The organism is Bauldia sp. (genome assembly GCA_037200845.1).
Lineage (GTDB): Bacteria > Pseudomonadota > Alphaproteobacteria > Rhizobiales > Kaistiaceae > DASZQY01.
The window spans coordinates 1020013-1038042 of sequence record JBBCGQ010000001.1 but is presented as its reverse complement, the minus strand read 5'-3'; the positions used below and the strand labels follow the sequence as shown (position 1 = coordinate 1038042).

Genomic DNA, 18030 nt, shown 5'->3' with positions numbered 1-18030 from the left:
GGGCCGCCGTTATAGGGCGGTTGGGGGTGGCACTCCATCCATCTTGACTTGCGGGCCGACCATCCGTTCAAGTGGCGGCCGATGCGGGTGTAGTTCAATGGTAGAACGGCAGCTTCCCAAGCTGCATACGAGGGTTCGATTCCCTTCACCCGCTCCACTATTTTGGGGGCAGGCATTACCGGACGCCGGAAGCGGGGGCAGGCATGATCCGGACGCTCAGCGACGATACGCTCATCGTCTTCCTCTCGGACTGCCATATCGGCGGCGACGAGGGGCGCTCGATCTTCGAGACGCCGGGCGAGCTGGTGCGGCTGATCGACGAGATCGACGCCGAGGCGCGGCCGGTCGAGCTGGTGCTCGCCGGCGACTTCTTCGACTTCCTCCGGATCAAGACCGCGCCGGCCGGCTTCAACCGCGCGTCGGCGACGATCGCGCGACCGGAGCTTGGTGCGCTGTTCGCGCGGCTCCGACAATTCGCAGCGAGCGAGCAGCGGCGCGTCATCTACCTGCCCGGCAACCACGACGCCGAGATGTGGTGGAACGACGCAATCCGCGGGACGCTGCAAAATGACGGGTTGATGCATGAATTCGCGCTGTCGTACGCGGCGGCGTTCGCTTCCGATCCGGGGCGCGTCATCTATTGCGAGCACGGCAACGAGTTCGACCCGGCAAACAAGATCACCGACTACAGCGACCGGCTCGACACGCCGCTCGGCGAGCACATCGTCACCGACATCATCCCGCGGCTGCCGCGCGGTCGGGCGGCGGCGGCGCTGCAGCTCAGCGACATCGACCGCGTGTTTCCGCTCTCGATCCTGCCCGAGTGGGTGGCCGGGCGGCTGTTCTATGCGCTGGTGCGGCAGGCGGTGCGCTGGCTGCTCCTGCCGCTCGCCATCGCCTACGTCGCGTTCGAGATGGTCGCGTTCCTGATCGGGACGGACCGGCGCTCGATCAACACGCTGTTCGTCGATGTGACCTACGACGTGCTGCTGCTGCTGGTCGCGTTCAGCTTCTTCTTCCTGCTGGCGCGGCGGATGACCAACCGGGCGCTCAGGACACCGCAAGTGCATCGCGACGAGCAGGGCGAGGCGAACGACGCGACGATCGCGATCGTGCGCGAATTCCTCGAGGCCGGGAAGCGGCCGCCGCTGGCGCCCGATCTCGACAAGGCGGTGGCGGTGTTCGTCTCCGGCCACACGCATGCGCCGTCGATGACGCATTTCAACGCGGGCGGCGGGGCGCGCGGCGTCATCGTCAATTCCGGGTGCTGGCTGCGGCAGCTTCAGGCGCTGCGCACCTATTTCCGCCTGCCGACGGTGTTCATCTCGCGGTTCGTGCTGACGCATGTGCGCGTCTATCGCGAGGGCGGCGCGACGCGCGTCGAGCTGTGGGAGCAGCCGCATCCGTCGAGGCAGGAGCTGCGGATTCCGGAGCGGCTGGCGGTGCTCGGCCGCCTGCCGCGCGAACCGGCGGCCGATGCGCCGCCGAGGGTGCGGGCCTCCGCCTCGGTCTAGAGCTTCGCGCTGCGGAGGCGAAGCGCGTTGCCGATGACCGAGACCGACGAGAGGCTCATCGCCAGCGCCGCGATCATCGGCGACAGCAGCCAGCCGAACACCGGATAGAGCACGCCGGCGGCGAGCGGGACGCCCAGCACGTTGTAGCCGAAAGCGAAGAACAGGTTCTGGCGGATGTTCTTCATCGTCGCCAGCGCCAGGCGGCGGGCGCGGACGAGACCCTGCAGGTCGCCGCCCATCAGCGTCATGCCGCCGCTTTCGATGGCGACGTCGGAGCCGGCGCCCATGGCGATGCCGACGTCGGCGGCGGCGAGCGCCGGCGCGTCGTTGACGCCGTCGCCCGCCATCGCGACGCGGCGACCCCGGGCGCGGAGGTCGGCGACGATCTTCGCCTTGTCGGCGGGCAGCACCTCGGCGTGGAGCTCGGCGATGTTGAGGCGGCCGGCGACGGCCTCGGCGGTGGCGCGGTTGTCGCCGGTCGCCATGACGACGGTGAGGCCGAGCTTCGCCAGCTCGGCGATCGCGGCCGGGGCGGAGGCGCGGACCGGATCGGCGACGGCGAGGAAGCCGGCGGGGTTGCGGTCGATGGCGATGAACATGACGGTCTCACCGTTCTTGCGGCGGGCCGCAACGGCCGCATCCAGCGCGGCGAAGGAGACGCCTTCGTCGGCCATCAGCGCAGCGTTGCCAAGCACGACGGCGCGCCCGGCGACGGTGCCGCGGACGCCTTTGCCGGGCACCGACGCGAAGCCATGCGCCTGTGGCAGCGTCAGTTTCTTTGACGCGGCGGCGCGGACGATCGCGGCCGACAGCGGATGCTCGCTCCCCTGCTCCACTGCCGCGGCGGCCATCAGCAGATCGTCCGCCGTGAAGCGCGCCAGCGGCTCGACGGCGGTGACCTCGGGGCGACCCTCGGTCAGCGTGCCGGTCTTGTCGATGACGATGGTGTCGACCTTTTCCATCCGCTCCAGCGCCTCGGCCGTGCGGATCAGCACGCCGGCCTCGGCGCCGCGGCCGGTGGCAACCATGATCGAGATGGGCGTGGCGAGACCCAGCGCACAGGGGCACGCGATGATGAGGACGGAGAGCGCGGCGACGAGGCCGTAGGCGACCGACGGCTCCGGGCCGGCGACGAACCAGACCACGAAGGCGACGGCGGCGATGGCGATGACCGCCGGCACGAACAGGCCGGAGACGCGGTCCGCGAGGCCCTGGATGGGCGCGCGCGTGCGCTGGGCTTCGGCGACCATGGCGACGATGCGCGACAGGGTCGTGGCGGCGCCGGTGCGCTCGACGCGGAGATCGAAGCTGCCGGTGCCGTTGACGGTGCCGCCGGTCGCCTTGTCGCCGACCTGCTTCTCGACCGGCAGGGATTCGCCGGTGAGCAGGGACTCGTCGACCGCGCTGGCGCCGGCGACGACGACGCCGTCGATGGGCACGAGGTCGCCGGGACGGACGCGCAGCGTGTCGCCGATGGCAACGGTCTCCAGCGCAACCTCGCTGGCGCTGCCGTCGGGGGCGACGCGATACGCAGTCTTCGGCGTGCGCTTCATCAGCGCGCGGATGGCGCCGCTGGTGTGGGCGCGGGCGCGGAGTTCCAGTATCTGGCCGAGAAGGACCAGTGCCGTGATGACCGCCGCCGACTCGAAGTATAGAGGCACGAGGCCGTGGTGATCCCGCATCGCAGGCGGGAAGATGCCGGGCGCGAAGACGGCGACGACGCTGTAGAGGAACGCCGCGCCGGTGCCCAGCGCGATGAGCGTGAACATGTTGAGGTGACCGGTGATCAGCGAGCGCCAGCCGCGCTCGAAGAACGGCCAGCCGCACCACAGCACCGCCGGCAGCGCGAGCACGAGCTGGAGGTACTGCTGATTTTGCGGCGACAGGAACGGCAGGATGTCGACGCCGAAAAGATGGTTCGCCATGTCGACGGCGAGAAAAAAGATCGCGAGCGGCACGGCGACAACGAAACGCGTCGTCATCGCACGGAGCTCATGGTTCGGGCCTTCGTCGGCGGCGGGCAGCATCGGCTCCAGCGCCATGCCGCAGATCGGGCAATTGCCTGGCGCGTCGCGCACGATCTCGGGGTGCATCGGGCAGGTGTAAAGCGTGCCGGACGCCGCCGGCTTCGCTACGGCGGCAGGCGCGTGGTCGTGGTGGTGATGGTCGTGGCCGTGATGGTCGTGCGCATGGGTGGCGGGTGCCGCCCGCTTCGCCAGGTAGCGCTCGGGATCGGCGGCGAATTTCTCGCGGCAGCCGTTCGAGCAGAAATGATACGTGACGCCCTCGTAGTCGTACGTCGGCTTGCCGGCGCCAAGCTGCACGGCCATGCCGCAGACCGGATCGATGGCGGTGCCGGCAGCGGCGGGAGCATTTTCGCGATGTTCGTGGGCGGTCATTTTTTCACTCGACAAGCGGCGGGCGTGGCCCGTACATATGTATACCCTACGGGGGTATCGTATAGGTAGTCAACATGCAGAAAGATACCAAGGCGGCGGTGCTCAAGCGGCTGAAGCGCGTCGCCGGGCAGGTCGGCGGCGTCGCGGCGATGGTCGAGAACGACCGCTATTGCATCGACGTGGTGACGCAGATCTCCGCTGTCCGCGCGGCGCTCCGGCGCATCGAGGAGGAGGTGCTGGAGGATCACGTCGGCCACTGCGTCGAGGCGGCGATCCGCAGCGGCAACCGCGGCGATCAGCGCAGGAAGGTCGCCGAGCTGATGGAGGTCTTCGCCCGCGCCGGCCGCTAGTGCGGTGTCTTCGCCCAGTAGTGCGGGCGGACGACCAGATCGAAGATCGCGCGGTAGCTGGCGAACGACATCAGCAGCCAGTAGAGCGGCAGCAGTAGCAGCCCCCTCGCCTCCCGGCCGCGACCGCGCAGCCGCAGCGCGCGGTCGGACAGCACCGCCATCGCGAGATACCCGGCGACAAGGTTGAACAGGTTGGCGCCGACTAGCATGGCGGTGACCGCGCCGCGGTCGCCCCACAAGTTCATGGGGTTGGTGAGCGCGACGAGGATGGTCATCAGGTGCAGCGGGTAGACCAGCGATGAGACGATCAGGCCCGTGCCGATCAGCGTGAAGCCGAGCGCGCCGCGCGGCCCGAGCTCGCGCCACAGCCGCACGGGATCGCGCGTATGCACCAGCCACGTCTGCATCCAGCCCTTGAACCAGCGGGTGCGCTGGCGCACCCAGGGCCACAGCCGCGTCGGCGCGTTCTCCAGCGTCGCCATGTCCAGCGTCGCGCAGCGATAGCCGAAGCGCGCCAGGCGCAGGCCGAGGTCGGCGTCCTCGGTGACGTTGTACGGGTCCCAGCCGCCGACCGATTCCAGCGCGGCGCGACGGAAATGATTGGATGTGCCGCCGAGCGGCAGCGGCATGTGGAGCGACGCCAGCGCGGGGAGCAGGCCGTCGAACAGCGCGGCGTATTCGATGGAGAAAAGCAGCGGCAGCCAGCCGCGATCGCCGTTGTCGATGACGAGGCCGGCCTGCAGGCTGGCGAGGTCCGGGCCGGCGTCGGCGAAGGCGGCGTACGCCTCGCGGAGCTGGCGCGGGTGCGGCCGGTCCTCGGCATCGTAGACCGACACGAACTCGCCGCGTGCCAGCGGCAGCGCGTAGTCTAGCGCCTTCGGCTTGGTCTGCGGCCCGCCCTTCGGCACAACCACGATCTCGAGGTGCGCGCGCGGCGCCAGACTACGGGCAGCGGCGACGGTGGCGACGTCGGACTCCTCGAGGATCAGTTTGATGTCGAGGCGGTCGTGAGGCCAGTCGATGGCGTCGAGCGCGGCGACGAGGCCCGGGACCATCTGCGCCTCGCCATGGAGCGGCACCAGCACCGAATAGACGGGCAGCGCATCGTCCTGCGGTAACTCGGGTCGCGCGTCGTCGATCGGCGCGCGACGGCGTATGCGGCCGGCGGCGATGAAGCGCAGTGCGGAGACGCCGAAGAAGAAGACGGCGCCGAGCAGGTTCGCCGTGGCGAGTATGGCGAACGGGGCGAAGACAGCGCAGGTGAGCACCGCGATGAAGACGGCGAGGCCGCCGATGAGCTGCGGCCGGGTCGTGACGTTGCGGGCGGAGAGATGCGGGTGGGCATCGGCCAGCGCGCCGATGGCGTTCCGCATCAGCGCCGGCATGGCCGCCTCGATCAGCGCCGCGCGGATCGCGCTCGGCGTTGCGACACAGAGGCGCCCGCGCATCGCGGGGAAGCGGCCGAGCCAGTGCAGCGTGTCGGCGATCGCGCTCTCGTCCGGCGCGATGTAGGTGTGGCCGGACGCGGCGCGGGCGATCCGCGCTTCGGCGATCGCGTCCAGGTCGGAGATAGCGTCGCCGCCAAGCTCAACGGTGGCGACGAACGGCAGGCCGAGGCCGCGGGCGCGCGCGGCGTAGACGGCGACCTCGCCGCCGGCCGCCGCTTCGGCGCCAATTTCGATACTCTCGAGCCGCTCGACTGCGAACAAACGCGCCCCGCCCGGGTGATACGCACCGGAATTCCGCTATAGTCCCCGGCGAATTGTCCCTGCGGCGGGCGTACAATCAACCGTTGAATTAGCCTGAGGCCATGATTTTTCTGGGAATCTCGCGCGCCGCTGCGTTGCTTCTTTGCGGGGCCCTATTTCTGGTTGTAGGACCGCTTCCGGCGCAACATGCCTTTGCGCAGCAGAGCGCGGCGACCGGCGTCGTCATCCCCGATTTCTGGGACCCGCGCCGGCGCATCGAGCGACCGCCGCCCGGCGCCGTGCCGGCGATCCGCTTCATCACAACGGACGATTTTCCGCCGTTCAATTTTCTCGACGCCGAGGGCCACCTCACCGGCTTCAATGTCGATCTCGCGCGCGCCATCTGCGCCGAGCTCGCCATCCAATGCACGATCCAGGCGCGGCAGTGGAACGAGCTCGCGCCGCGCCTCGCCGACAAGACGGCGGACGCGGCGATCGCCGGCGTCGGGATCACGGCCGAAGCGCGCGCGACGCTCGATTTTTCCGACGTGTATCTGCGCACGCCCGGCCGCTTCGTCGTGCGCAAGGATACGGCGCCCTTCGCGCTGACGCCGCAAGGTCTCGCCGGCAAGACGCTGGCCGTCGTCGAGAAGACGGCACACGAGGCATACCTCGCGGCGATGTTCCCGGAGGTGGCGCGGCGCCCCTACCCGACCGCGGACGCGGCGCGCGAGGCGGTGAAGCGTGGCGAGGCCGACGCGCATTTCGGCGACGGGATGCAACTATCGTTCTGGCTGCAGAGCCAGGCGGCGGAGGGTTGCTGCGCCTTCGCCGGCGGCCCTTATCTCGAGACGCGCTTCTTCGGCCAGGGCTATGCCATCGCGATGGCGAAGGGATCGACCGACCTCAAGAGCGCGATCAACGCGGCGCTGCAGTCGATCTACGAGAAGGGAACGTACGCGGAGCTGTATCTCCGGTATTTTCCGGTGGGATTCTTTTAGCGGCAATCGGCAGTAGGCAGTAGGCAGTCGGCAATCGGCAGTAGGCAATCGATCGTTGTTATCCGACTGCCTATTGCCGACTGCCGACTGCCTCACTTCACCCGATACCGCACGCGGGCGCTGCGCTCGACCGCGGCGGAGACCAGCGGATCGATGTCGAGGCCGTCGCGCAGCATCTCGAGGAACACCAGTTCCTCCTGGTCGACGTGCAGGTCGGCGGCGGCGACTTCGACGGCGCAGGCGTACAGCGTCTCGTAGAGGCGCGGCGGCAGGGCCGCCCGGATGATGCCGATCATGTTGTCGAGGCCGTCGTCGTCGCGGAGCAGCACGCCGCAGTCGGAGGCGATCTGGACCAGCGAGTCCGGCTCGAAATCGGCAAAGATCGGCATGGTCCGGATGATGTCGCCGATTTTCAGCAATTCGCGGTCGGTCATGGTGCGGTCGGCCGCCGAAAGCGTGACCATGGCGTAGATCAGCGCTTCGTGGTGGGAGATCGGCTTCGCCATCTGGTTCATTGCCTTCTGCCTCATGACCCTCGAATTTAGGGGGAACGTATGGTCTGCCGCCCCGCACCGCAAGTTGACGCCAGGGCGCGGGGTTCCTAGGTTCCCGCGCACTTCCCGCCCTTAAGGATTTCCACCGTGACCGCAGCCGTGCCGCCGCTCGACCTGTCGCCTGCCCTCGTCGAGGCTGCGGGCCGGTCGAAAGCGTGGCCGTTCGAGGAGGCGCAGAAGATCGTCGAGCGCATCAAGCGGCGCGGCGGCAGCAGCGGCGTGATCTTCGAGACCGGCTACGGACCGTCCGGCCTGCCGCACATCGGCACCTTCGGCGAAGTGGCCCGCACGACGATGGTCCGGACCGCCTTCCGCCTGCTTACCGAGGACCGCGTGCCGACGCGGCTCATCTGCTTCTCGGACGACATGGACGGCCTCCGCAAAGTGCCGACCAACATCCCGAACCAGGAGGCGATGCGGCCCTATCTCAACCAGCCGCTGACCAAGGTGCCGGACCCGTTCGGCGAATATGAATCGTTCGGCAGCGGCAACAATGCGCGCCTGCGGAAGTTTCTCGACCGCTTCGGCTTCGCCTACGAATTCATGAGCGCGACGGAGACGTACAAGTCCGGGCGCTTCGATGCGACGCTGCTCAAGATGCTGGCGGCCTACGACGACGTCATGGCGATCATGCTGCCGTCGCTCCGCGAAGAGCGGCAGCAGTCGTACTCGCCGTTCCTGCCGCTCTCGCCCGCGACCGGCGCGGTGCTGCAGGTGCCGATCCTCGACCGCAACGTCACGGCCGGCACGATCACGTTCCGCGATCCGACCGACGGCGACACGCTGACCGAAGTTCCGGTCACCGGCGGACGCGTCAAGTGCCAGTGGAAGGCGGACTGGGCGATGCGCTGGGTGGCGCTCGGCATCGACTACGAGATGGCGGGCAAGGACCTGATCGATTCGGTGAAGCTGTCGTCGCAGATCGCGCGGGCGCTCGGCGCCGAGCCGCCGGAGGGCTTCAACTACGAACTGTTCCTCGACGAGAACGGCCAGAAAATTTCGAAGTCGAAGGGCAACGGCCTGACGATCGACGAATGGCTGACCTACGCCTCGCCGGAGAGCCTGGCGCTCTACATGTACAACCGGCCGCGCTCGGCGAAGAAGCTCTACTTCGACGTCATCCCGAAGGCGGTCGACGAATATTTCACGTTCCTCGACGCGTACCCGGCGCAGGACGCGGACAAGCGGCTCGGCAATCCGGTGTGGCACATCCATTCCGGCAACCCGCCGACGATCGAGATGCCGATCACCTTCGGCATGCTGCTCAATCTCGCCAGCGCCTCGAACACGCACGACAAGAACGTGCTGTGGGGATTCATCCTGCGGCACGTGAAGGGCGTGACGCCGGCGACGCACCCGAAGCTCGACGAACTCGTCGGCTATGCGGTGCGCTACTACAACGACTTCGTGCTGCCGAAGAAGGTGTTCCGCGCGCCGGACACGACCGAGCGCGAGGCGCTCGCCGCGCTCGACAAGCGGCTGGCCTTGCTGCCCGCCGGCATCGACTCCGAGACCATCCAGACCGCGATCCTCGACGTCGCGCGCGCCATCCCGCGTTATCAGGACCACGAGAAGAAGAGTCCGAGCGGCGGGCCGGGCGTTTCGGGGGCGTGGTTCGAGACGCTCTACCAGACGCTGCTCGGGCAGGAGCGCGGGCCGCGGTTCGGGTCGTTCGTCGCGATCTATGGCGTGGTGGAGACGCGGGCGCTGATTGCGCGGGCGTTGGCGGGGGAGTTGGTTGCTTAGCTGCGACGGATGCACCGTTAGCGCTCGCTGAAGCACACCGCTCCCCAAAACCGCGATGCGGTTTTGCCCCTCCCACAAGGGGAGGGCTCAAGCGGAGCTTGTTGGAGCGCGGTGTTTCAACAAGGGTGAACCCTCCCCTTGTGGGAGGGTCAAAACGCCGAAGGCGTTTTGGGGAGGTCTCTTCCCCACCGCCTCAATCACCCCGCCGGACAAAACTCAGGCTTCGGCGTATCGCGCCACAAGCCGATGCCGGCGCAGTGCGCTTGCGCCGATGCTGCGCGGTACTCCGCCGTGGCAAGGTCGCTCGGCTTCGCCCAGCCCTGCTGGAGCAACCACAGCGCTAGGTCGGTTTTCACGATGCGGCACGGCGCCGTGACATCCGCGGCGCCCTCGATGTAGGGGAGCAGGCACTCGACCGCGCGGCCGTGCAGGAAGCGGCGGAACGAGAACAGCGCGACGCGGCCGCAGGGCCATGGGGTGCCGTCGGCGAGCGTACAGGTGGCTTCGGCGGCGGGCGGCGCGACGCCGGCAATGTGGATGACCAGCGTGTCGATGACGAAGGTCGCGGCGTCGGTGGTCGCCGGCAGGAAGTAGCGGCGCCAGCGCGGCGGATCGGGCGGACGCGGCGGCACGGCTTCGCGGATCAGCGGGCCATCGACCGTGGGACCCGGCGTCATGCCCGGCGGCGTCACGTTGCGTATCGCCGGAGCGACGACGTCTTCGGCCGCGGCGGGCGAGACAAGCAGCGCCAGCGCCAGGAGGGCGCGGGCGAGCCCAGTCACTGGCTTGCCCAGATGATCCGGCCCATCCACTCGATGTCGCCCAGCGCGAGGGTACGGTTCCTGTGGGCGGGATTGAGCGAGGCGAGGTCGACCGACTTGGTCGTCTTCCGGCTCAGCACCTTGGCCATCACCTCGCCCTCGTTGGTCTTGACCACGACGCGGTCGCCCTTGCGGCACTGCGCGTCACGCTGGACGATGATCGTGTCGCCGTCGCGGTAGAGCGGCAGCATCGAATCGCCGGAGACCTCGAGCGCGAAGACGTTGTCGGCGCCGCTCGCCGGGAAGGCGATCTCGTCCCACCCCTGCCCGGCCGGAAAGCCGCCATCGTCGAAGAAGCCGCCGGCGCCGGCCTGCGCCAGACCCAGCAGCGGGACGAGATGGAGCGGCCGGCGATTGTCGCGCCGTTCGGCAAGACCCAGGAAGGCGCCGATCTCGGTGCCGGTGGCGGAGAGAATCTTGGAGATCGACTCGGTCGAGGGCCAGCGCGGGCGGCCGTCCGGCGAGGTGCGCTTGGACTTGTTGAAGCTGGTCGGGTCGAGCCCGGCGCGGCGCGCGAGCGCGGAGGCGCTGAGCTTGTTGCGCTCCGCCAGACGGTCGATCGCCGACCATATGCGCGCGTGGGACAGCACCCGATATCCCTCCGTGCCGGCCCTGCCGCGCCGGCCCCGTCCCGCATCGAGACAGGAATAAATACCCACCCGACTTATCCCCGTTCGGCAGGGGTGTAAAGGGCTGGCGGCGCCTAGCCCGGGGCCTTTCCACCGGCCTGACTTGTCCCCGCGCAGACACCGGCCGAATCACTCGCGTCACGTTCGGCCTTGCCCCGGCGGATCGGCACATCGGGCAGGCTGTGCCGGTGGGGCCGCACACGCCTTAAGACTATGGCTGTGACCGAAATGCCGGGAGCCGCGGTTTTCCGCCGGTTTCAGGCGATCCGGCCGGTCCCGGCATTAAGCCACATTACCAAAGCTTTCCCACCGGAAGGCCCGGTTAACTCCTTGTTTACCATGTTGGACCGACTCTGCCCGCTATGACCCCGCGCGCGGGCGCCGATTGCGGCGGCGTCCCCGTGGCGGGCGGCGAGGGGTGCTGGCGATGAAATCGGGCTTGCCGTGGAATCTGAGCGGCGTCGACAAGGAAACGCGTGAGGCAGTTATCGAGGCGGCGCGGCTCTCCGGGCTGACGGTCGGCGAGTGGCTGAACCAAGTGCTCGGCGAGAATTTCGCCGAACCGGAGCTCGGCGCCTCGGCCGAACCGGAAAGCGAGGACGCCAGCGACATCGCGGGGGCGATCGAGCGGCTGACCAAGCGCCTCGGCGGCATGGACGACGCCTCGCGCGCCGGCATCAACGCGCTGCCCGACCGGCTCGACGAGATCGAGCACCACATCTCGCGGCTCGCCAAGCAGGTCGGCACTGAACGCAAGCGCTCGATGCACGCCATCTCGACGATGGTGCGCGAGCTGGCCCGCGACGCCGACAATGCCGACGAGAATGCCCGCACGATGGTCGAGGGCCTGCGCGCCCGCGCCACGGCCGCCTCGCAGAAGGCGGCGAGCTCGCGCACCAGCGACATGATCGCCGACCTCAACCGGCAGATCGCCGAGATGCGCTCCCGCATGGCGCCGCCGCCGGCGCAGGCCGATTCTCGTCCGCTGAAGCTCGACGAGATCCGCGAGCGGCTCTATTCGCTCATCGAAAATCAGCAGCCGAAGGCAGCACCGCAGCCGGACGTCGGCGCGCAGGCCTCGGCGATCTTCGACATGCTCGGCAAGCTCGAGCGGCGCGTCGACGACGCCAAGGCGCGGCTCGATGCCGCGAGCGCCATGCCGCTCTCTCCGCCGCCGGCAACGGCCGAGCAGATCGAGCGGATCGAGCGGCGGCTGGCCGACATCGCCGAGCAGTTCGCGGCGGCCGAGACCGAACGCAAGAAGCCGAAGAAGGAAGCGGAGCTCGCCTCCGCCATCCGCGAGATTTCGACCCACCAGCGGGCGATCGACGATCGCGCCGAGACGCTTGCGATGCGGCGCGACCAGAAGGCGCTGTCGGCGGCGATGGCGGCGCTCCGCGCCGACCTCGGCGGCCTCAGCGAGCAGGTGTCGGCGATCAGCCGTGTCGGCTCCGAGCAGCACGGCGCCTTCTTCGAGATGGCCCAGCGTATCGACACGATGGCGCAGGAGCGGCCGCTCGACCGCAGTTTGATCGCGGCGATCCGCGGCGACCTCGAAACCATGCGCGGCATGGTCGAGGGTACGGCGCGGCAGGCGCAGTTCGGCGCCATCGAGGCGCGGCACGACGGCCTCGCCTCGCAACTCGACACCATCATGCGGACGCTGCCCGACCGCGAGAAGCTCGACGAGCTCGGCGACCAGCTCGCGGCGCTGCGCGAATCCATCCAGGCCGACGACAGCCCGCGCGCGGTGGCGCGGCTGGAGATGCGCGTCTCCGAGCTCGGCCGCTCGATCGAGGCGGCGCTCGCCACGCGGAACGCGCCGCGCGAGCCGGACCCGGCCGTGGAACGGCTGGAAAACCAGCTCCAGGACATCAACGCGCGGCTCGAGGGCCTGCGCGATACCGGCGCCCACACCGCCGCGATCCACACCGTCGAGCAACGTCTCGACGGGCGCCTCAACGAGATCGCCGATCGCCTCGGCGGGCTGATGAACACGACGCCGCAGGCGCTGGAATCGACCGAGCAGCGGCTCGCCGGCCGGCTCGAGGAACTGGCCGAGCGCATCGGCGGCTTCATGAGCACGACGCCGCTGGCGCTGGAGACCACCGAGCAGCGGATATCGGGCCAGATCGAGCAGCTCACCACACGCTTCGGCGGCATGGTGAGCGAAGCGACGAAGCCGGCGCAGGAGGCGATCGAGAACGTCTCGCGCAATCTCGAGACGCGGCTGGAAGACATCTACTTCCGCCTCGGCGGCATGGCCGATACGGCGCCGCAGCGCGCCGCGATCGAGCACGTGCACGAGCGGCTGTCGGCGATCACCGACCGCATCGATACGCTGAACGCTTCGCAGCGCGAGCCCTCGGCGGCGCTCGACGCGATCAAGTCGGAGATCAGCGCGCTCCGCAAGGAAGTTTCGGAGAAGGAACTGCCGGCGGCGCCGAGCACCGATCACCTCGAGCGGCAGATCCGCGAGCTTGCGGCGCAACTCGAATCGGTCAGCGCCTCGAAGGACGAAGGCGCGGCGCTGGCGGCGCTCGAATCGCAGGTCTCGCAGCTTGCCACCGACCTCCAGCTGACCAAGCCGCGCGTCGCGGCGCTCGGACCAATCGAGGCGCGGCTCGACCGGCTGCAGGGACTGCTCGCCGATACGGCGCAGGAGTCGCTCGCCGGCGCCCGCGCCGAAGCGCGGAAGGCCGTCGACGAGCTCTCCGCCATGGTGGTCAACAACGCGGTCGACGCCGACATCGTGCGCGGCCTGATGCGCGATCTCGACAGCCTGCGCTCGTTCACCGGCGGCAGCACGGAAGAGACGCGCTCGCGCCTGGAGTCGGTCAGCCAGACCGTGTCGCAGGTCGTCGATCGCCTGGCGCGGCTGGAGAGCGAGGCGATCACCGTCAGCGCCAAGGCGACCGGCACGCATGGCGCCGAGGCGCCGACGGCGAAAGCGGCAACGAGCCGCGCCGCCGAGCCGACCAACCAGGCATGGACCGTCGCGTTCCGCGGCGACCGCACCGAGACGACACCGCCCGGCGGCGCGCCGCCAGTGGTGAAGATGGAGAAGGTCGCCGAGAAGCCGGCGCCGACCGCGTTCGACAAGAAGGCCGCCGACCGGCGCGCCGACTTCATCGCCGCGGCCCGGCGCGCGGCGCAGGCGGTCGCCGACGAGGCCGCCGCGATCGAGACGGCACCGGCCGTGGAGCCGGCGACGCCCGCGGAGTCGACCGCCATCGCGACGGCCGAACGCAAGCCGGGCGCCTTCCAGCGCATCAGCCAGGCGATCCGCAGCCGCAAGCGGCCGATGCTGCTCGCCGCCGCCGCGATCGTGCTGGCGATCGGCGCGATGCAGCTCTACGCCAAGCTGACGCCGATGCGCTCCGAGCCGATCGTCGCCTCGGCGACGAAGGTCGTCGTGCCGCCGGCGGCGCCCGCGCTATCGCAGCCGCGCGACGTCATCGCGGAAGCGGCGGCGTCGAACGCGGTCGTGCCGCCCGCCGCGATGGTGGCGCCGCCCGATACGCCCGACAGCGCGATGGCGTTTGCGCAGCCCGACGGCTTCGCCAACCGCTTCCAGCCGGCAGCACCGACACAGCTGCCGGCCGATGCCTTCGACGGCGCCGCGGCCGATGCAGTTGCCGCACCGTCTGCCCCGCCGCTGCCGGCCGCCACCGACGGTCCGGTGGTGCTGGCCTCCACGCCGGCCGACGCCGGCGTCGGCGCCGCTGCGCCCGCGGAGGTCAACACCAGCGGCCTCGACGCCCACCTCGGTTCGCCCAAGCTGCTCAACGCGGCGGCGGACGGCGACCCGGCGGCGGCCTTCGAAATCGCGACGCGCTATGCCGACGGCTCGCTGGTCAAGAAGGACCTCGCCAAGGCGGCGGAGTGGTACACCAAGGCGGCGCAGGGCGGTGTTGCCGTAGCGCAGTACCGCCTCGGCAGCCTCTACGAGCGCGGCCAAGGCGTCGCCAAGGACCTGACCAGCGCGGTCAACTGGTATCAGCGCGCGGCGGACCAGGGCAACGTCAACGCCATGCACAACCTCGCAGTCCTGATGAGCGAGGGCGCCGACGCCCAGCCCGACCACGACAAGGCGCTGCAGTGGTTCCTCGCGGCCGGCAACTACGGCGTCCGCGACAGCCAGTACAATCTCGGCGTCATCTACGCGCGCGGCCTTGGCGTAACGCAGGACCTGCCGGAATCGTACAAGTGGTTCGCGATTGCCGCCACGCAGGGCGACAGCGACGCCTCGGCGCGGCGCGATGAAGTCGCCAAGGCCATGTCGGCGGACGATCTCGCCAAGGCACGGGCGGCGGTGGCGGCCTGGCACGTCAAGTCGCCGATTGCGGAAGCCAACGGCGTCAGCGCACCGGGCGGCGGCTGGGACGGGCCGGGCGACGCGATCAGCGCCTCGGACCGGCAGGCGCTGGTGTCGAAGATCCAGACGCTGCTCGCCGAAGCCGGCTACGACCCGGGCCCGGCGGATGGCGTCATCGGGCAGAAGACGGTCGCGGCGGTGAAGGCCTATCAGCAGAAGGCCGGCGTGCCGGTGACCGGACAGATCGACAACACGCTGATGGCCTCGCTGGCTCAGTAGGCGGCTCAAGGAGGAGAGACACCCCTCCCCCAAACCCGTTTCGCGGTTTGGCCCTCCCATACGGGGAGGACTCACTGCGCTGCACGACCGAACTCCACTTGAACCCTCCCCTTGTGGGAGGGTCAAAACGCCGGAGGCTTTTGGGGAGGGGTATGGCACCTCCTCAAGGCAGATCCAGCGCTGAAAAGACGACGAAGAAAGTCGTCTTCTTTTGACGGCAAATGTCACCGTCCTGTCGTTGACTTGACGAGACGACCAGCGCTTTATCCCGCGCAATTCGGCGCGCCGGTTCGCCGTTCGCGCGCCGCCCGCTGCTCTCCTACGCGCGCATCCGGCCTCGTGCTCATCTACCTGCCCATAGCCGAAATCTCGGTGAACATGTTCATCATCTTCGGCATGGGCGGAGCCGTCGGCTTCCTGTCCGGGCTGTTCGGCGTCGGCGGCGGATTCCTGCTGACGCCGCTCTTGATCTTCTCCGGCATCCCGCCGGTGGTCGCGGTCGCCACCGTGTCGACGCAGATCGTGGCGTCGTCGACCTCGGGCGCGCTCTCCTATTTCCGGCGCGGGCTGATCGACATAAAGCTGGCGCTGTTCCTGCTCGTCGCCGGCATCGGCGGCACGTTCATCGGCATCTTCATCTTCGACGCGCTGCGCCGGCTCGGGCAGCTCGATCTGGTCGTGTCGCTTGCCTACGTCATCTTCCTCGGCGCGGTCGGCGGGCTGATGCTGTGGGAGTCGGTGAACGCGATCCTCAACGCGCGCGCCGGACGGCCGACGCCGCTGCGCAAACCCGGGCAGCACAACTGGGTACACGGTCTGCCGTTCAAGGTGCGGTTCAAGAAGTCGCGCCTCTACGTCTCGATCATCCCGATCATCCTGCTCGGCGCCGGCATCGGCATCCTCGGCGTACTGCTCGGCGTCGGCGGCGGCTTCCTGATCGTGCCGGCGCTGATCTATCTGCTGCGCGTGCCGACCAACGTCGTGATCGGCACGTCGCTGCTGCAGATCGTCGGCACCATGGCGGTGGCGACGGTGCTGCAGGCGGTGTCCAGCCAATCGGTCGACATCGTGCTGGCGCTGCTGCTGATGGTCGGCGGCGTCATCGGGGCGCAGTTCGGGGCGCGCATCGGGCAGAACATCCGCGGCGACCAGTTGCGGGCGCTGCTGGCGCTGCTGGTCATCGCGGTGGCGCTGCGCTTCTTCGGCGGACTGGTGATCACGCCGGAGGAGCGCTACGCGCTGATGCCGCTGTTCGGGGCGGGCACCTGATGCGGCGCGCGTTGCTTGCCATCGTAGTGCTGGCATGTGCGGCGCCGGCGAAGGCCGAGCGGCTGACGGTCGCCGTATCGACGCCGGAGATCGCGATCAATTCGAACTTCACCGGCGCGCCGGTGACCGTGTTCGGCGTGATCGAGCCTGACGCGGCACGGCCTATCGCGGCTGACGCGCACTACAGCATCGCCATCGTCGTCCTCGGTCCGAGCGAAACGGTGGTGGCGCGGCGCAAGGATCGCGTTGTCGGCATCTGGCTGAACACGGCATCGCGAACCATCGGCGGGGCGCCGTCCTTCTACGCGCTGTCGGCGAGCGGAGCCCCGGATACGCTAGCCAACCCGGCCGTCCTGCAGCGGCTGCAGATCGGCATCGACAATGTCGGTTTCGTCTATGTCGGGCAGAGCGTAGCGACCGATCCCGAGACACTCGAGTTCCGCGATGCGTTCCAGCGGCTGAAACGCGATGGCGGCCTCTATACCGAGACAACCGATGTGAATTTCATCGGCAACGCGATCTTCCGCTCAACGACGTTCCTGCCCGCCAACATTCCGGTCGGGCGCTACACGGTGCTGGCCTATGTCTTCGCCGGCGGGGAACTGATTGCACGCGCCGAGGACAAGATCGACGTGACCAAGACCGGATTCGAGGGATCGATGGCGAGCTTCGCGCGCAGCCAGTCGCTGCTCTACGGCATCATCTGCGCGGGGCTGGCGCTGTTCGTCGGCTGGGCCGGCGGCGTGGTCTTCCGCCGCGACTAGAAATCGTCGCCGGAAGCGCGAAGCGCGCGCGGTCCCACCGGATAGACCTGATCGTCACCGAGCATGAACGCGCGGAAGCTGTCCGCAGCGAACAAGCCTTCGAAGGCGCGGTCGAGCACGTCGAGGCCGCCGGTGTAGGCGCCGAAAGCGGGCAGGATGAGGCGGTAGCCGTCGCCGGCGAAGCAGCGGCGGCGGACCGATTTGCCCCTGCCGTAGACGCGGGCCGAGGGATGCAGGTGGCCGGCGACCTCGCCGTGAGTGTGGCCGGCGGCGGGCTCGTGGCGGAACGTCAGCTTGCCGACGGCGAACTGGTCCATCGCCTCGCCGCCGACGTCATACGGGCGGCTCGGGTCGTGGTTGCCCGACAGCCAAATCCACTCGCGGCCGATCTGCAGGCCCTTGAGCATGACGCGGTGGCTGACGGTGAGGCGCGAGGCGGCCTCGTCGTCGTGGAAGGAGTCGCCCAGCGCCAGCACGAGCTGCGGCTGCAGCCGCGCGATCAGGCGGGCGAGATTGGTGAGCGTCTCGTGGGTGTCGTAGGGCGGGATCAACTGGCCACGGCGGGCGAAGGAGGAACCCTTCTCGAGATGCAGGTCGGCGACGATGAGCATGCGGGTGTCGGCCCACCACAGCGCGCCCTCGGGGAAGGCTTCCATGACGACGCCCATGACGCCTAACAGCGCCCCGGTTGAACTCGC

Annotated in this window: 13 protein-coding genes and 1 tRNA gene; 8 read left to right on the top strand and 6 right to left on the bottom strand. The window is 69.1% G+C overall.

The features are described from left to right. The first annotated feature begins 83 nt into the window (after window positions 1-83). Both WDM94_04995 and WDM94_04990 read left to right on the top strand, forming a co-directional pair. Window positions 84-157: transfer RNA gene (locus WDM94_04995), tRNA-Gly, on the top strand. A gap of 46 nt (window positions 158-203) precedes the next feature. Next, window positions 204-1514, top strand: coding sequence for a metallophosphoesterase (locus WDM94_04990; GenBank protein MEJ0011984.1), 1311 nt, complete (start codon window positions 204-206; stop codon window positions 1512-1514). Here the strand turns inward: WDM94_04990 and WDM94_04985 are convergent. Then, the gene (locus WDM94_04985) at window positions 1511-3913 is read right to left on the bottom strand and encodes a heavy metal translocating P-type ATPase (GenBank protein MEJ0011983.1); all 2403 of its coding nucleotides are present in this window, start codon (window positions 3911-3913) and stop codon (window positions 1511-1513) included. The two genes, WDM94_04990 and WDM94_04985, sit on opposite strands and share 4 nt — an antisense overlap. Before the next feature lie 74 nt (window positions 3914-3987). Here WDM94_04985 and WDM94_04980 point away from each other — a divergent pair, with 74 nt between their 5' ends. Continuing rightward, window positions 3988-4263, top strand: a complete 276-nt coding sequence (locus tag WDM94_04980; protein MEJ0011982.1) for a metal-sensitive transcriptional regulator — start codon at window positions 3988-3990, stop codon at window positions 4261-4263. Here WDM94_04980 and WDM94_04975 read toward each other — a convergent pair. Further along, the gene (locus WDM94_04975) at window positions 4260-5972 is read right to left on the bottom strand and encodes a glycosyltransferase family 2 protein (GenBank protein MEJ0011981.1); all 1713 of its coding nucleotides are present in this window, start codon (window positions 5970-5972) and stop codon (window positions 4260-4262) included. The two genes, WDM94_04980 and WDM94_04975, sit on opposite strands and share 4 nt — an antisense overlap. 101 nt (window positions 5973-6073) lie before the next feature. On the opposite strand from WDM94_04975, the gene WDM94_04970 reads away from it, so the two are divergent. Next, window positions 6074-6952 (top strand): transporter substrate-binding domain-containing protein, encoded by an 879-nt coding sequence (locus WDM94_04970; GenBank protein MEJ0011980.1) that lies wholly within the window; start codon window positions 6074-6076, stop codon window positions 6950-6952. 92 nt (window positions 6953-7044) lie between these two features. On the opposite strand, the gene WDM94_04965 is transcribed toward WDM94_04970, so the two are convergent. Beyond that, entirely contained in the window at window positions 7045-7482 is a 438-nt protein-coding gene (locus WDM94_04965; GenBank protein MEJ0011979.1) for a tellurite resistance TerB family protein, read from the bottom strand. 111 nt (window positions 7483-7593) lie between these two features. On the opposite strand from WDM94_04965, the gene WDM94_04960 reads away from it, so the two are divergent. Further along, window positions 7594-9252, top strand: coding sequence for a lysine--tRNA ligase (locus tag WDM94_04960; protein MEJ0011978.1), 1659 nt, complete (start codon window positions 7594-7596; stop codon window positions 9250-9252). 197 nt (window positions 9253-9449) lie between these two features. Here the strand turns inward: WDM94_04960 and WDM94_04955 are convergent, their stop codons facing one another. Next, the gene (locus tag WDM94_04955) at window positions 9450-10034 is read right to left on the bottom strand and encodes a thermonuclease family protein (GenBank protein ID MEJ0011977.1); all 585 of its coding nucleotides are present in this window, start codon (window positions 10032-10034) and stop codon (window positions 9450-9452) included. Beyond that, window positions 10031-10663 carry a helix-turn-helix transcriptional regulator gene (locus WDM94_04950; GenBank protein MEJ0011976.1) on the bottom strand — a complete coding sequence of 211 codons (633 nt, stop codon included), beginning with the start codon at window positions 10661-10663 and terminating at the stop codon, window positions 10031-10033. Before WDM94_04950 ends, WDM94_04955 begins: the two co-directional genes overlap by 4 nt. Window positions 10664-11129: 466 nt before the next feature. Between WDM94_04950 and WDM94_04945 the strand changes: the two genes are divergently transcribed. From WDM94_04945 to WDM94_04935, 3 genes are all read left to right on the top strand, one after another. Next, entirely contained in the window at window positions 11130-15299 is a 4170-nt protein-coding gene (locus WDM94_04945) for a peptidoglycan-binding protein (GenBank protein MEJ0011975.1), read from the top strand. Between the two features lie 339 nt (window positions 15300-15638). Continuing rightward, a complete protein-coding gene (locus WDM94_04940; protein ID MEJ0011974.1) occupies window positions 15639-16568 on the top strand; it encodes a sulfite exporter TauE/SafE family protein in 930 nt (309 codons plus the stop codon). Next, entirely contained in the window at window positions 16568-17332 is a 765-nt protein-coding gene (locus tag WDM94_04935; protein MEJ0011973.1) for a TIGR02186 family protein, read from the top strand. Before WDM94_04940 ends, WDM94_04935 begins: the two co-directional genes overlap by 1 nt. Here WDM94_04935 and pdeM read toward each other — a convergent pair. Beyond that, window positions 17329-18000, bottom strand: a complete 672-nt coding sequence (gene pdeM / locus WDM94_04930) for a ligase-associated DNA damage response endonuclease PdeM (GenBank protein ID MEJ0011972.1) — start codon at window positions 17998-18000, stop codon at window positions 17329-17331. The two genes, WDM94_04935 and pdeM, sit on opposite strands and share 4 nt — an antisense overlap. Between the last annotated feature and the right edge of the window lie 30 nt (window positions 18001-18030).